At 40.4% G+C, this 16,074-nt stretch carries 15 protein-coding genes; 1 reads left to right on the forward strand and 14 read right to left on the reverse strand.

All coding sequences use genetic code 11. The annotated features are described in order from the left end of the window. Nucleotides 1-19 precede the first annotated feature (19 nt). The 3 genes from ACIQXH_RS08620 to miaB form a co-directional block, all read right to left on the reverse strand. Nucleotides 20-559, reverse strand: coding sequence for an outer spore coat protein CotE (locus tag ACIQXH_RS08620; RefSeq protein ID WP_402868478.1), 540 nt, complete (start codon nt 557-559; stop codon nt 20-22). Between the two features lie 213 nt (nt 560-772). Continuing rightward, nucleotides 773-1,201 carry a YlbF/YmcA family competence regulator gene (locus ACIQXH_RS08625; RefSeq protein WP_402868476.1) on the reverse strand — a complete coding sequence of 143 codons (429 nt, stop codon included), beginning with the start codon at nt 1,199-1,201 and terminating at the stop codon, nt 773-775. 1 nt (nt 1,202) lies between these two features. Further along, the gene (gene miaB, locus ACIQXH_RS08630) at nt 1,203-2,747 is read right to left on the reverse strand and encodes a tRNA (N6-isopentenyl adenosine(37)-C2)-methylthiotransferase MiaB (protein WP_402868474.1); all 1,545 of its coding nucleotides are present in this window, start codon (nt 2,745-2,747) and stop codon (nt 1,203-1,205) included. A 500-nt stretch (nt 2,748-3,247) separates the two neighbouring features. On the opposite strand from miaB, the gene ACIQXH_RS08635 reads away from it, so the two are divergent. Beyond that, nucleotides 3,248-3,454, forward strand: coding sequence for a hypothetical protein (locus ACIQXH_RS08635; protein WP_402868472.1), 207 nt, complete (start codon nt 3,248-3,250; stop codon nt 3,452-3,454). Nucleotides 3,455-3,534: 80 nt separating this feature from the next. Here ACIQXH_RS08635 and ACIQXH_RS08640 read toward each other — a convergent pair whose 3' ends face one another. From ACIQXH_RS08640 to ACIQXH_RS08690, 11 genes are all read right to left on the reverse strand, one after another. Beyond that, on the reverse strand, nt 3,535-4,401 hold the full coding sequence (locus tag ACIQXH_RS08640; protein WP_403123133.1) for a 2-oxoacid:ferredoxin oxidoreductase subunit beta: 867 nt from the start codon (nt 4,399-4,401) through the stop codon (nt 3,535-3,537). Continuing rightward, complete coding sequence (locus ACIQXH_RS08645; RefSeq protein WP_402956365.1) at nt 4,388-6,145, reverse strand: 2-oxoacid:acceptor oxidoreductase subunit alpha; 1,758 nt, start codon at nt 6,143-6,145, stop codon at nt 4,388-4,390. Before ACIQXH_RS08645 ends, ACIQXH_RS08640 begins: the two co-directional genes overlap by 14 nt. Before the next feature lie 232 nt (nt 6,146-6,377). Beyond that, the gene (locus ACIQXH_RS08650; protein ID WP_402956363.1) at nt 6,378-7,298 is read right to left on the reverse strand and encodes a dipeptidase; all 921 of its coding nucleotides are present in this window, start codon (nt 7,296-7,298) and stop codon (nt 6,378-6,380) included. A gap of 86 nt (nt 7,299-7,384) precedes the next feature. After that, a complete protein-coding gene (gene spoVS / locus ACIQXH_RS08655) occupies nt 7,385-7,645 on the reverse strand; it encodes a stage V sporulation protein SpoVS (RefSeq protein ID WP_191095538.1) in 261 nt (86 codons plus the stop codon). Nucleotides 7,646-7,890: 245 nt separating this feature from the next. Continuing rightward, nucleotides 7,891-8,688 (reverse strand): TIGR00282 family metallophosphoesterase, encoded by a 798-nt coding sequence (locus tag ACIQXH_RS08660; protein WP_402956361.1) that lies wholly within the window; start codon nt 8,686-8,688, stop codon nt 7,891-7,893. Between the two features lie 127 nt (nt 8,689-8,815). Then, on the reverse strand, nt 8,816-10,375 hold the full coding sequence (gene rny / locus ACIQXH_RS08665) for a ribonuclease Y (RefSeq protein ID WP_402868463.1): 1,560 nt from the start codon (nt 10,373-10,375) through the stop codon (nt 8,816-8,818). A gap of 343 nt (nt 10,376-10,718) precedes the next feature. Continuing rightward, complete coding sequence (recA, locus tag ACIQXH_RS08670) at nt 10,719-11,762, reverse strand: recombinase RecA (RefSeq protein WP_402868461.1); 1,044 nt, start codon at nt 11,760-11,762, stop codon at nt 10,719-10,721. A 349-nt stretch (nt 11,763-12,111) separates the two neighbouring features. Beyond that, entirely contained in the window at nt 12,112-13,344 is a 1,233-nt protein-coding gene (locus ACIQXH_RS08675; protein WP_402956359.1) for a competence/damage-inducible protein A, read from the reverse strand. A 16-nt stretch (nt 13,345-13,360) separates the two neighbouring features. After that, nucleotides 13,361-13,945, reverse strand: coding sequence for a CDP-diacylglycerol--glycerol-3-phosphate 3-phosphatidyltransferase (pgsA, locus tag ACIQXH_RS08680; RefSeq protein ID WP_402956357.1), 585 nt, complete (start codon nt 13,943-13,945; stop codon nt 13,361-13,363). A 174-nt stretch (nt 13,946-14,119) separates the two neighbouring features. After that, nucleotides 14,120-15,034 carry a helix-turn-helix domain-containing protein gene (locus ACIQXH_RS08685; protein ID WP_403123134.1) on the reverse strand — a complete coding sequence of 305 codons (915 nt, stop codon included), beginning with the start codon at nt 15,032-15,034 and terminating at the stop codon, nt 14,120-14,122. A gap of 8 nt (nt 15,035-15,042) precedes the next feature. After that, nucleotides 15,043-15,834 (reverse strand): DUF3388 domain-containing protein, encoded by a 792-nt coding sequence (locus ACIQXH_RS08690; protein WP_402868453.1) that lies wholly within the window; start codon nt 15,832-15,834, stop codon nt 15,043-15,045. Nucleotides 15,835-16,074 lie beyond the last annotated feature (240 nt).

Raw genomic sequence — 16,074 nt, forward strand, 5'->3', positions numbered from 1 at the left:
TTGACTATATTAAAGTATTTTACTCATCTTCGAATTCATCAAGGAAATCCGGATCTAAATCTTCGAACTCATCATCATCAAAATCTGAGCCCCAGTCATCTTCACAGCGGCCATCTGGGCTTACAGCGACGCAAATTTTCGTTTCGCCAACGACCTCCACAAAGAATTCTCTTTCCACATGAACAATGATCTTTTGTCCACATGGGGAGATGGATGCTTCTAAACAATTCGGCTGTTGGACAGCTTGTGCTACGATTTCATGGTCATCATGACAATCTGGATCACGGTATTTTAGCGAAATCACGTCGGTATATTGTACTTTTTCAGTGACAACTTCCGTCTTTGAATTATGGTTATATGAATACCAAACGTTGATTTCGTAGCTGCCGTGAATTTCTACCTTTTTGCCGACTTTCTTGGCATCGTATTTATGGTTGATGATCCAACAACCTAGAATGCTAGAAGGATGATGAGCCGGGCAAATGGTGTGTGAGGACTTTGTGAATTTACGTCCCTTGGCCACCACCGCTTTAGTTATTATCTCTCTATATTGTGACATGCTAGCGAACCCTCCTCATACAGTTTCCATTCATCCTATGCGTGGTAAAAGTCTAGTGTGCGTAGAATTTTTAATATCTGAAAACTGCTGTAATGTTTAAATCTAGGTTATTTTATGCACCAGTTTTGGGATATGTGTCACGAATGGGCGCTGTATAAGGGTTTTTGAAACATAAAAAAGCCCTTCTGCATCCAGAAGGGCTTCCCGAAAATATTATGAACAACCTCCGCCACCAGCCTGCACCTTTGATCCTGTCTCACCACGAAGGATATCACCTTCAGTTGATTCAATTATCAAATCCGTCACCTTATTGGATACTTGCGAAGAAACCATTTGAAGAAGGTCGTTGACATCGACTTGGGATTGCTTGAACTCCTGGACGATTGGAAGCTCATCCAACTGCTTTTCAAGGGCATCGATTTTCGCCTGAACTTGCCCGTATGCTTTTTCTTTTCCATAATGTTGGAAGTTCACAGCTTGTTTTTGTAAGCTTTTGATACTGGCAATCATTTCACGTATCTTTTGGTTTTCATTAATATGAGCCTCAGCCCGTTTAAAGAAATCCACTTCTTCCGTGCTGGCAATCATTTCAGCTAGCTCTGCCGCTTTTGTTAAGATATCGTCTTTTGTATATTTTGTCATTTTAATCCACCTCTATTGCTGTCGCTTCTTCAACCATATCCCCATTCAATGACCATGTTTTCGTGTCGGTGATTTTCACCTTGACGATTTGGCCAATCGCGGACTTTGGTCCTTTGAAGTTCACTAGCTTATTTTTCGTAGTATACCCTGCTAATACATCTGGATTTTTCTTACTTTCACCTTCCACGAGAACTTCTACAATTTGCCCATTGTACTCTTTCATTTTCAAAGCACATGTTTCGTTCACAAGAGCATTTAAGCGTTGCAGACGCTCTTTTTTCACTTCCATCGGGACATTATCCTGCATTTTTGCTGCAGGCGTTCCTTCTCGCGGAGAGTAAATATACGTATAAGCAGCATCAAATCCAACTTCCCGGTATAAAGACATCGTTTCCTCGAAATGTTCTTCCGTTTCATTTGGATAACCGACAATAATATCCGTCGTTAAAGATGCACTAGGAATTGCTTCCCTAATTTTTCTAACAAGCTCTAAATATTGTTCACGCGTGTATTTACGCGCCATGATTTTAAGCGTTTCCGTACTTCCCGATTGAACAGGAAGATGGATATGATCCACTAAGTTACCGCCTTTAGCAAGAACTTCAATCAAATGATCATCGAAGTCCCGGGGATGACTAGTAGTAAAGCGAATCCGCGGGATATCTATCTTACGGATTTCATCCATCAAGTCACCAAGGCGATACTCCATGTCTGTAAAGTCTTTTCCATATGCATTCACATTTTGACCGAGGAGGGTGACTTCCTTGTAGCCCTGTGCCGCAAGATGACGAACCTCCTGAATGATATCTTCGGGACGGCGACTCCTTTCTTTTCCTCGTGTAAAAGGCACGATGCAATACGTACAGAATTTATCACAGCCGTACATAATATTGACCCATGCTTTTGTTTTCCCTTTACGTACTTTAGGAAGATTTTCGATCACATCCCCTTCTTTGGACCAAACTTCAATGACCATCTCTTTTGAAAGATATGCCTCATTTAGGATTTGTGGTAGTCGGTGGATATTATGTGTACCAAAGATCATATCGACAAAATGATGTTTCTCAAGGATTCTTTTAACGACCGATTCTTCCTGGGACATACAGCCGCAAACGCCCAACAGTAAATCCGGTTTTTCCAATTTAAGTGATTTTAAATGCCCTAGTTCCCCGAATACTTTGTTCTCCGCATTTTCCCTTATTGCGCAAGTGTTCAGTAAAATGACATTCGCATCGTCGACTGTAGTGGTCGGTTGATATCCGAGTGCCGTAAAGATACCCGCCATGACTTCAGTATCGTGCTCATTCATTTGGCAACCGTATGTACGAATAAGAAATTTCTTACCTTCTCCCATTCCTCGGAATTGTTCAGGAATAGCAAAGTCATCATGATATTCTACATTTTCTTTTCCTCGTTTTTTAGCATCCTTCAAGGAAGGCGGTATATAAACTGCCTGAAAGTACTTACTGTAATCCTTTTCGGATTTTTTGTCCGCTGGATTTTCATTCTGTACTTGTTGTAATTCTAATCTTTGTTTCTCGTTCATGTTAATCTCCTTTCAAAATAGTTAGTTTATTTAACGTCCTAACTATTTCCAGACCCGCATGCTAACCAGGTTTTTTGTTCACTTACCTATTTCATTCACGTGTAAATATTTGCTTTTAAGTGTGATATATCCACATTAACATAGTATAAAGCTTTTACCAGGAAGAAACAATCATTCTGTCAATCCTTTAGCGTTTGTTAGAAAAAATTCACAAAATAGGGAATTAAGAGATGGTAATCAACCAGTAACTTTCTATTTACTTCTCTCCAATCCGTTATCTAGGGCTATCGTACATTTTCTCTATATAGGACATAGTCCTATAACATCCTGTCCGCTCTTGAATAAGATATCTCGTACAACAAAAACAATTTAAGGAGTGACTTATATGTCATGTTCTGGAAATAACAATAATAATCACGATCATCATCGTAATAACGACGATAATAGCAGAATCGAAAGAGATTTCTGTCGTGCGGTGAGGGGTTGTCAAAGACGCGACAATGACCGCGACGACCGCCACAACGACAACAACAATCACCATCACCACCACCATCATCATAACAACAATAACAACAATAACAACAACTGTTGTTGTAGAAGAAATCGTTGTAATTTCTTCTCTTTCGGGTGCTGTAACCGAGGAAACCGCTGCGGATGCAATAACGGTTTCTTCTAAGCCCTACTATTTAGGTAGCACCATCTTCTAGCGTGCTGTCTCCTCATTAGAACGCTTGGTTATTAACCACAAAAAAGGTTCACCCCAAATTTGGGGTGAACCTTTTCACGCTTACATAAATTCTTCAACAAGTTTATCAAAATGAGCTTGATCTAGAGTTAAATCAGACTTATTCAATGCTTCTTCTGCATAACCTGGAATTAATTCTTGATAAGAAGAACGTGAAGAATCTTGATAAATGATCCCAGTCACAAGACTGTCATGCTTCATTAACGTATGCATGGCCTGTTCTTTATTTGTGGAATCATATCCTTCAATCGTGCTTAATTTTGTTAAGTTTTGTTTGAACCAATCATACGTATTGATTTTGTTGTACGTAACGCATGGCGAGAAAACATTAATAAAGGAGAACCCTTTATGGTTGATTCCAGCTTCAATGATTGCAGTTAAGTCTTTTAAATCCGTTGAAAAACTTTGAGCGACAAAGGTAGCTCCAGCCGACAAAGCTAATTCCATCGGAGAGACTGCCCGCTCAATTGATCCTTCAGGCGTGGATTTCGTTTTAAATCCAGCAGCTGAACGTGGGGAAGTCTGTCCTTTAGTTAAACCATAAATTTGGTTATCCATAACGATATACGTTATATCGATATTACGACGTATTGCATGTATGGTATGTCCCATCCCGATTGCAAAACCATCGCCATCCCCACCGGAAGCTATAACCGTCAACTCGCGGTTAGCCATTTTCAATCCTTGGGCAATCGGTAGCGAACGACCATGAATGCCATGGAAACCATAAGATTTGATATAGCCTGAAATCCGACCTGAACAGCCGATTCCAGAAACCACAGCTAAGTTTTCCGGTTCCAAGCCTACGTTGGCTGCTGCACGCTGCATGGCAGCCTGAACGGAGAAATCCCCACAACCAGGACACCAATTAGGTTTTACATCATTTCGAAATTCTTTAAATGTTGCCATATTCGAACATCTCCTTGCATTGTGTGTGAATTTCATGCGGGAGGAATGGGTTGCCGTCATATTTTAGGATGCTTTTAATTTTATTTACATGCCCGACATTCATCTTGATAATATTAGCCAATTGTCCAGTCGCATTATTTTCAATTACTACTACTTTCTTAGCTGATTGCACTAAAGAAAGAACTTCATCAGCAGGGAATGGATGAATCAAACGAACTTGTGCATGATTCACTTTTATTCCGTCCGTTTCCAAACGGCCGATGGCTTCATCTATCGTTCCCCGGGTAGAGTTAAACCCTAGGATTAATAAGTCAGCCTCTGCGTGTGGTGCATTTTTGTAAACGGGTGTATTGAATGTGTTCGCTAAATTGCTAAGCTTACGCATCCGCTTATCCATTTGTGCTACACGATTTGCAGCTGATTCAGAAGGCTTCCCTGTTTCATCATGCTCTACACCCGTAACATGGTGAATTCCGTTTTTCATGCCTGGAACGACACGAGGAGAAACTCCATCTTCTGTTACTTCATAGCGCTTGAAATATGTTTTTTCTTGAGGGCCTTCTATTTCCGTGTCCAAAAGTTTACCACGTCTGATTTCCACTTTACTGTAATCTAGCGGTTGCACAGTCTGCTTACCCAATGATAGCTGTAAATCGGATAAAATGATAACCGGACATTGGTATTCCTCAGCAAGATTGAAGGCTTCAGCCGTATCATAAAAGGCTTCCTCAACCGTACTTGGGGCCATGACGATTTTCGGTATTTCTCCGTGCGTCCCATAAATCATAGCCATTAAGTCAGATTGTTCTTGTTTCGTTGGAAGTCCGGTAGAAGGACCGCCACGTTGTGTATCTACAATAACAATCGGAGTTTCTGTGATTCCCGCTAAACCGATTGCTTCCATTTTCAATGAAAGACCTGGTCCGGCAGAAGCTGTAATAGCACGAACACCACCGTAGTTAGCCCCGATTGCCATCGTAGCTGCAGCGATTTCGTCTTCCGTCTGAATGACGGTACCACCCACTTTAGGCAGTTTCTTGATTAAATACTCCATGATTTCTGAAGCTGGCGTAATCGGATAAGCAGCCATAAATCGACATCCACCAGCAACTGCACCTAGTGCGATTGCGTCGTTACCAATCATGAATAAACGTTTTTGACCATCCGCTTTTTCAAGTTCCATAGCGCCCACTTTTTCACCAAGCAATACTTCCATGGCCTTATAACCAGCAGTGATCGCATCCATGTTCTTTTTAACGATTTCTTCACCTTTACGGCCGAAGATTTCATCAACAACATCATTAAACACGGAGATTTCCATACCAAGTACAGCACAGGTAGCTCCGATGGCCACCATGTTTTTCATTAAAGAAGTACCCAATTCAGATGCGATTTCCGTAAATGGGACTATATATAACTCTGCCTTTGTATCTTCAGGGCAGACAGGTTTAAATTTTGCATCAGCGATAATGATGCCGCCTTCGTGTAGTTCTTTATAATTGACGTCTATTGTTTCTTGATCGAAAGCAACTAAGATGTCTAAATCATCTGAGATAGCACGAGTTTCAGAAGTACTTACACGAATCTTATTATTCGTGTGTCCTCCCTTTATTCGAGATGAGAAATGACGGTAGCCATACAAGTAATAACCTAAGCGATTGAGGGCAATACAGAATATTTCTCCTGTACTTTCAATACCTTCACCTTGTTGTCCGCCAACTTTCCATGAAAGTTGATTGATCATGTCTTACACTCCTTTAGAACGTTCGTATATAACTGCTATTTACCTGTACCTCTCTTCAGAACGTTCAATATGTAAATAATCGTTCTATGACAGAAAAGGTGTACTAAACGCTTTCAATTCTATCGGTTAAATACATAAATTGCAACCTTTTTGCTTTTATTTTTTATATTTTCAGAATATTCAATTCTATCTACAAAATCAGAATAAAAACACCATTTCGCCCTCTCCTTTTTTATCGAGGATAATGACGAACGAAATTTTCAAAAAGAATGCCTTTTACGAATTCTGTGGAATAGAGCCTATCAAGTTCATCAATTAAATTTTGGTAATTGCTATAAGAGACCAAGTCATCGACCATCTCTTCTATGCCATCGAAATCCGATCCAAAACCAATTTGTTTTTCTCCACCTAAACTACAAATATGTTCAATATGATTGATAACGTCTTTTATGGACGCGGATTTACCTTGTGATAAAAATTGAGGAACAAATGTCACCCCAATAGTCCCATTCTTTTTTAGGAGAGCCTTTATTTGGCTGTCTTTCAGATTCCTTGGATGTGGGCATAAACGATAGGCGTTCGAATGGGAAGCAATCGGAAAGTCTGCTATTTCTATGGTGTCCCAAAACCCAGATTCCGATAGGTGGGAAAGATCGCACCATATCGACTGCACATTCAATAATCCCACCACATCCGTTCCAAATCGCGTTAGCCCGCCTCCTCTTTTTTCTAAAACTCCGTCGGCTACCAGATTGGCATAATTCCATGTTAATCCTACCGAAGTAACCCCCAACTGAAGGAGGGTTTTCATCTTTAATACATCATCCCCGATGCAATCACAGCCTTCTAATGTCAGCAAAGCTCCTATCTCTTTTTCCCCCAGTGAATCGATATCTTTCTTCGACCTTATAAATTTCATTTCAGGTTCAGCCAGGACTTTTTTGTGAAAAATTTCCACCATCGCCAAGGCAGCCTGAAATCTCATATCCGAGTGGACTTGTTCAGGAATGTATATCGCAAAGCATTGGACCTTTCCACCTGAATCCATAAGTTCACGCTTTGTAATATGTAACTTATCGCTGTCCACAAAGGAAATATCCGGATCTATAAACAATTTCATCAAAACATCACAATGCGCATCAAAAATCACCATCCAATCCCCCTTCTCTACCTTTCTTATTCGTCACATACAAAAAATAACCTGCTCGCCATCCGACAAACAGGCATAAACTTATGAATTTATCTTGGTTCAACGATTAGCTTAATTGCCGTACGCTCTTCGCCATCAATGAGAATATCCGTAAAGGCAGGAATACAAATCAAGTCGACTCCACTAGGTGCGACAAATCCTCTTGCGATTGCTACTGCCTTAACGGCTTGATTTAACGCACCTGCACCAATTGCTTGAATTTCTGCGGTCCCTCTTTCTCTGAGAACCCCCGCCAGTGCGCCTGCTACAGAATTAGGATTAGATTTTGCTGAAACCTTTAATATTTCCATTCCTAGTCCTCCTTGTTTTCCCTGCCGATTATAACTTGGCTCAATAGTTATAACACTTTCCACTGCTACTATATTCAGCTAGTAAAACTTGTATGACAAAGAAAACCAGGATTGTCCAACAACAGATTTTAGATTCCCTATTAGGAGACCTTACTTAACTTTTTCCCTCATTGAATCTTTCTCGTGAAAATCACGTAGCTATTAAAGAAAAATGGACAATCAGCCACGACTGATGTCCATTTAAGTTAGTTATAAAACGGGTTATCTTCGTTTATCAGTATTCGCTCAATGTTTACCGCCTTGCCTGACTTTTCATCAATATCTATTAATACAGCACTTAATAAAGAACGGCCAGCTTTAGGTACTTCAAATCGCACAGGGAGGCTCGTCAAGAACTTATGGATAACAGCCTCTCTATCCATTCCCAGAATGCCGTCATAAGGCCCTGTCATCCCTACGTCCGATACATAAGCTGTACCTTGTGGTAAAACCCGGTTATCAGCTGTTTGGACATGTGTATGTGTGCCTACCACCGCAGTCACCTTCCCATCAAGGTACCAGCCCATCGCCTGTTTTTCACTTGTAGCTTCACCATGGAAGTCGACAAAAATGATAGGTGTCCTTTTTTGGGCTTCCAGAACGAGCTCTTCCGCTTTTCGGAAAGGACAATCCAATGCTGGCATGAATGTCCGGGCCTGTAGATTGATGATAGCGACTTCCTGTTGATCTAGCGCTATATACTTCAGACCCTCACCCGGGGCACCCATGGGAAAGTTGGCTGGACGAACAAGATATTCCGCTTCATCAATAAACGAAAAAATATCTCGATTATCCCACGTATGATTTCCCATTGTTACGGCCTGCGCGCCCCACTCCAGAAAACTGCGGTAAATCTTTTCTGTAATTCCTCGGCCTCCTGCAGCATTTTCACCATTTATTACCGTGATGTGCGGCTGATATTTTTCTTTAAGTCTTGGGAGGTATTCTTTAACCATACCACGGCCCGGTGCCCCCACTACATCTCCTATAAATAACAATCTCATACTAAAACCCTTTCCTATATACATTTCACTTGTTTGGTATAACTGTTGAATGCACAGACATCCTCAAATAAGTTCATACAAAAAATGAAAACGAAGTGGTTTTCACCACTTCGTTTTCCAAGCCAAATCATTTGGCATATTCTACCGCTCTTGTTTCACGGATTACTGTTACTTTTATATGACCTGGGTAATCAAGCTCTTCTTCAATCCGTTTCCGGATATCACGAGCAAGTTTATGAGCCGAAAGATCATCAATTTGTTCTGGTTTCACTAGAATCCGCACTTCACGTCCGGCTTGAATCGCGAAGGATTTTTCCACTCCATCATAGGATTCGGATATCTCTTCAAGTTTTTCAAGTCTTCTAATATAATTTTCCAGTGTTTCACTCCGTGCACCTGGTCTTGCAGCTGATAAGGCATCAGCGGCCGCTACAAGCACCGAAATAATGGATGTTGGTTCTGTGTCACCATGATGTGAAGCGATGCTGTTGATGACAGTTGGATGTTCCTTATACTTAGTCGCTAATTCAACGCCGATTTCAACGTGACTACCTTCCACTTCGTGGTCAATTGCTTTCCCGATATCATGTAATAAACCGGCACGGCGGGCAAGTACTTCGTCCTCACCAAGCTCAGCTGCCAATAATCCTGAAAGTTGGGCCACTTCAATAGAATGTTTCAGTACGTTTTGACCATAGCTTGTACGGAACTTCAAACGACCAAGAATCTTGATAAGATCTGGATGAAGCCCGTGAACACCCACTTCAAAAGTTGTTTGTTCACCAATTTCACGAATATGTTCATCTACCTCACGTCTTGCCTTATCAACCATTTCTTCAATACGAGCCGGATGAATCCGTCCGTCCTGAACTAGTTTTTCAAGAGCCAAACGTGCTGTTTCCCGTCGAATTGGATCAAATCCAGATAGGATGACTGCCTCAGGAGTATCATCAATGATAAGATCAATACCCGTTAGCGTTTCAAGTGTTCGGATATTTCGGCCCTCACGTCCGATTATCCGTCCCTTCATCTCATCATTTGGAAGATTCACTACAGAAACGGTGGTTTCTGCAACATGATCAGCCGCACAACGCTGAATGGCTAGAGATAAGACTTCTTTCGCCTTTTTATCAGCTTCTTCTTTGGCGCGGGTATCACTTTCTTTAATCATAACTGCTACATCATGAGCAAGCTCATTTTCTGTTCGATCTATAATGATCGATTTAGCTTCTTCACGAGTCAAACCTGAGACACGTTCAAGCTCCGTTTGTTGCTTGCGTACCGTCTCGTCCACTTTGCTTTCCATCTCTTCAATATGCTGTTGTCTTTGGTTAAGAGACTCCTCTTTTCTCTCTAAAAGGCTTTCACGTTTATCCAACGTTTCATCCTTCCGATCAAGATTCTCTTCTCTTTGCAATAATCGATTTTCTTGTTTTTGTAATTCGTTCCTTCTTTCACGGGATTCCCGATCGGACTCAGAACGAACCTTGTGAATTTCATCTTTTGCTTCCAACAAGGCTTCTTTTTTAAGCGCTTCCGCTTCACGTTTTGCATCCTCAAGGATATGTTCAGCAGAGCCCTTTGCCCCTGCTATTTTACTCTCAAATTTTGATTTGTGAATAAAATAACCAACAACTGCACCGACGATTAGGCCAAGCAAAGTGAAGATGATTGTCATGGGTTCCATCGTTTCACCTCCCCTTGCTATGAACTTTTACATAAAATGTTGAACTGTCGGCAAGTACATTGCACAATAAATTCAATATACAGCTCTTAATTTTCAAAATTTTAGTTTGAAAAATTGTAAAATATACATATTAATTGTATAGTTGAGAATTTTTATTGTCAAGCCTTTGTCCCTTATGTATCAAGGTTTATTCTCGTTTTATTACTATGCATAGCAATTATGTATCAGTTTAACATAATTGAGGACTGCAAAACCGCTTTAATTTTTGCAATTTTTCCATTTCAAAGATCTTAAGGAATATAGAAAAGGCCTAAGCATAATTAGCTTAGGTCCTTTCCTACCATCAATCAAGTAGTTCAAGATGCTCCTCTTCAGCCTCTTTCGGGAGCTCAAACTCTCCATCTAGATTATAATGGTCCCTGATTTTTTGTGAGATTTCCTTAGCGATGTCCTGATTTTCTTTCAAGAACAATTTCGCATTTTCCCTACCTTGTCCCACACGCTCATCATTGTATGAATACCACGAACCACTTTTTAGGACGATATCCAGGTCTGCACCCATATCAATGATTTCGCCTTCCTGTGAGATTCCCTGACCATACATGATATCGACTTCCGCTTGACGGAAAGGTGGAGCTACTTTATTTTTAACGACTTTAATCTTTGTTTTATTACCAACGATTTCATTACCTTGTTTTAATTGTTCAGCACGACGCACTTCAAGACGAACAGTCGAATAGAACTTCAAGGCACGACCACCAGGAGTCGTTTCTGGATTCCCAAACATAATCCCGATCTTTTCACGAATCTGGTTAATGAAAATCGCAATGGTATTTGATTTATTGATAGCACCAGAAAGTTTTCTAAGGGCCTGTGACATCATACGGGCTTGAAGACCCATATGGGAATCTCCCATTTCTCCTTCGATTTCCGCTTTAGGAACAAGTGCTGCTACGGAGTCGATAACAATGATATCCACCGCACCACTTCTCACTAACGCTTCCGCAATCTCAAGGGCTTGTTCACCAGTATCAGGCTGTGAAAGCAACAATTCATCAATATTCACGCCAAGTTTTTCAGAATATGCTGGATCCAAGGCATGCTCAGCATCAATAAATGCAGCTGTTCCGCCAGTCTTTTGTACCTCTGCTATTGCATGCAAGGCAACAGTCGTTTTACCTGAACTCTCCGGTCCGTATATCTCAATGACACGGCCTCTCGGATAGCCACCTACTCCCAATGCTACATCCAACGCTAGAGACCCACTCGAAATCGTTGAGATTCTTCGATCGGACTGTTCTCCAAGTTTCATTACAGAACCTTTACCAAATTGTTTCTCAATTTGTTTTAACGCCATATCTAAAGCCGCTTGACGATCACTACTCACTTAAGTTCCTCCTCTATATTCAAATAATCGGCAGTCCGATTAAAGATGTTCTTACGTTAGCCATTCTTTGAGGACAAGGTCAATATCTTGTCTCAAAACCTATCTTAACTATATACTCTTTTTGCTATTTTGCCAAGCAAAAAGTCGAACATTCATTCGTTTTTTTCTTTTGGTTAAATCTTCATGAAAAAGTATTTTGTCTACGTGATTTTACCTTTTTCTTTTAGATATCCGCTAATAAAATGCCTTTTTATTGAATAAACTGTTTTCTTCTTTTCCCTTATTCGATAAAACGAAAACTTCTAAAACATAAAAAAACAGAGCCTTTTAAGCTCTGCTTTTATGTCGCTTATAAACCCCGTAATAAATAATGGCAACCATATTTTACACTTCTTACTCGGTTTTGCGCCCTGCTTCCAGATAAATTCAACTCTTCAAAGCGGGTGTCTCCATCCCGTAAGGAAATACCAATGAATACAGTACCCACTGGTTTCCCTTCTTGTTCATCAGGTCCTGCTACTCCAGTAAAACTGATACCTACATCCGCATCAAGCTTCTCCCGTACCTTAGAGGCCATTTCCATGGCACACTCTCCGCTCACGACGCCATGAGTTGAAATGGTTCCTTCGCTTACGCCTAGCACATCCGCCTTTGCATCGTTTGTATAGCTGACAATACCGCCTTTGAACACTTTTCCAGCACCTGGTATGGTCGTTAACTGTTCTTGAAACATTCCACCGGTCAAACTTTCCGCCGCCGCGATCGTTAGCTTACGGACCGTTAATTCTTTAACCAGTTCTTTTATCAGCGATGTTTTATCACTTCCATAATAATATTGACCGACCCGACTAAGGATTTCCTTCTCCGCTCCCAAAATAAGCTCTTCACACTTTTCTTTAGACGATTCTTTTGCTGTAATCCTTAAAGTCACTTCCCCTTCAGCTGCAAGTGGGGCAATGGTTGGATTGGTTTGGTCTACGAGAAGATCTTCTATCACCGTTTCCAGCTCCGCTTCCCCTATTCCGTAGAAACGAAGAACCTTCGAATCAATTCGTTCATGCTTTTCAAGCCTTTTCATGATTGCTTCATATCCGTAGTTTAAGAACATTGGTTCCATTTCGCTTGGTGGACCAGGAAGCAGCATATATGTGATTCCCGATTTAGCCAAGACCATTCCGGGTGCCATGCCATGGTCGTTTGGCAATACATCACAGCCTTCCAAAACAAGAGCCTGCTTCTTATTATTTTCTGTCATTGGACGACCGCGCTTTTGAAAGTACGCTTCTATGGATTGTAGTGCATCCTCATCAAAGACGAGCTTTTTCCCAATGTGGCGAGAAATTGTCTCCTTCGTTAAATCATCCTTCGTTGGACCAAGGCCACCAGTAAAGACAATTAAGTTAGCCCGTGACTCAGCAATCTCTATGGCTTGTTGCAGACGACGGTCATTATCTCCGACGACAGTATGGTAAAAAACATTAACACCCATTTCAGCAAACTGTTGCGATAAAAACCTTCCGTTTGTATTGTTAATTTGCCCCAATAGAAGTTCAGAGCCTACTGCAATGATTTCTGCATCCATATCAACGACCCCTTCGTTACTTAGAATTAATGAAAGCTTGCTTGTTTTTCACAAAATAATCGGCCCCAGACCATATTGTAAAGATTAACGCAATCCATAGAGCGATATTGGCAAATGGAAGCGAAATAAAAGCAAAGGGCAGGTTATGAAGCAATAAAGCAGATATTGAGACAATTTGTGCCCATGTTTTAATTTTACCCAATTGGTTGGCCGCGACCACTTCACCCGTACCGGCTAAAACCAGGCGTAAACCAGTAACGGCAAATTCCCGACTGATAATGACGATGGCAATCCAGGACTGGCCATACATTAAATTTAAGTCAACTAAAACAATCAATGCTGCCGAAACAAGTAATTTATCGGCCAACGGGTCTAAAAACTTCCCTAAATCAGTAACCAAATTATATTTTCTTGCAAAATGACCATCAATCCAATCCGTAGTAGAAGCTATGATGAAAAGTATAGCCCCCGCTAGATGCGCCACCGGCAATGTATACTCTCCCCAAGTAAGTGTTCCCCAAGAAAAAGGTACGAGCATGATGATTAAAAAAACTGGAATTAGACAGATTCTTGCTACTGTAATCTTATTAGGCAGATTCAAACTTTTAACCTCCAAAATATACGCTTGCTTTTAGGCAATGCGCTTTCCATCATTGTAATGTGGCCAATGGCCAGGTTTACCTATGTATAATTTACCTCAAAATCATTGATGTATGCCGGTTTAACATGGACATTTTCCATATAGAAAAGAGAAAAATAGTCATCTAAGAGATGACTATTCCGCTTTCGTAAATTGTATCGTAACCAATTGCGTAGTCATATCATTGGGTGAAATAGTATACTCAAGCTTTTCATCATTGACAAAAATTTCCGTTTCGTTTGCTCTACCAATATTAATGACAGCTTCTTTTTCTTCAGTAAAATCTATTTCCTCACTTTCATTTTCCTTGATTGTCCCTTGGAAAAGTAATTTCCCTTCACCATTTGTAATACCTACCCATGGCGAACCTTTAGAGGAAACTTTCAATTTGAAAGTATCCGAACCTTTTAACTCATACGTACTATTTTTACCGCTAGAACTGACAACAGTCAAATCCTGCTCAATCTTTTCTTCTTCTTTTTCTTCTTCTACAGCATTGTCTTTATCCTTTTTATCAGCTGTATCTGTTTCTTTTTTCTGGTCTTTATCTACTTTTTCTTCTTTTTCGTTAAACTCATTACTTTCGTTATATCCAACCACTTCATTCGGTTTATCGCTCTTTTTATCATTGTCATTGGACTTACTCATACTATTGGAAACCAACACCCAAATCAATATAGCGACACCAATTACCACGATCACACCTAGGATTTTAGGCAACATCTCTACAAATTTGGAGTCTTTTGCCGGAATCGTCTTACGGGTTTGAACCCTTGAAAGCTGTTCAGGCAGTTCCTCGCTATAGACAGATGGCACGTCGCTCTTGAACTCCTCGAATATTTCATCAGGGTCCAGACCTACAGCTTCACAATATTGCTTGATGAATGCCCGCACATAAAACTTTCCAGGCATCATACTATAATTTCCCTCTTCAATCCCTACAAGATACCGCTTTTGAATCTTTGTCAGTTCCTGTAAATTATCAAGGGTAAGCCCTTTGGCTTCCCTAGTTTCTTTTAATCGATTACCTAATTCAGTCAAATAAAACACCTGCCATTTTAAAAGTCAAAGGATCCAAATTCCGAACCAGAAAACTGATCTTTTTGGTCCACAACTTCATATGTAATTTCTTCTTCTGGATTGTTTCTTAGTTCAATAATATAATCAAAGTCTTCGAGCGTATACTCCGTATTTTGAACAAACACATCTGGATGTTCAATGACTTTGACAGCATCAAGCCTCATTATTTCACGGATAAGCTGCCAATGTCTCTCATTGGCGCGACGGGTTGATACAATTCCGTCTAGAATAAACAAATTATCATTATTGTACTCATCCTCGATAAGTTGACTGCGAATCGTCTGCTTTAGAAGGGTAGATGACACAAACAACCATCTTTTATTCGCACAAACGCTTGATGCAACTATCGATTCGGTCTTTCCGACTCGGGGCATTCCTCGAATACCGATTAACTTGTGACCTTCTTGTTTGAATAGTTCGGCCATAAAGTCCACCAGTAAGCCCAATTCATCACGAACAAATCTGAATGTGTTTTTTTCATCGGCATCACGTTGTATATAACGGCCATGCCTGACCGCAAGCCGATCGCGTAATTTGGGTTCTCTAAGTTTAATGACCTTTATCGTATCCATCGTATGGAGAATGGACTCAAATCTCTCTATATTTCGGCTGTCGTTTGCCCTTAAAAGCAAACCTCGCCTGCCTTGGTCGACACCGTTAATAGTGATGATATTAATGGATAGCATACCCAGCAAAGATGATATGTCCCCTAATAAACCTGGACGGTTAACTTGAATTTCATATTCAAAATACCATTCTTTTTTCTCCACGATAACACTCCTTAAGCCTAGAAGCTTTTATCCAACCATCGAGTATTACTTATCCGTCATACTATTTCATCTTCTTTACTTTTAAATTATTACTGTCTAGATTCTATAATATAGTATTTCTTGATAAGTTAAAAGGAAAAACCCTATAAAAAATCTCCATTTTCATTGAAGGATAGCGGAATATTTTATATAACCAAGATAAAGGCCCCATTACAAGGGTAACGGGGCCTTTATCTTCAC

Source organism: Peribacillus sp. NPDC097225 (assembly GCF_044761955.1).
Lineage (GTDB): Bacteria > Bacillota > Bacilli > Bacillales > DSM-1321 > Peribacillus.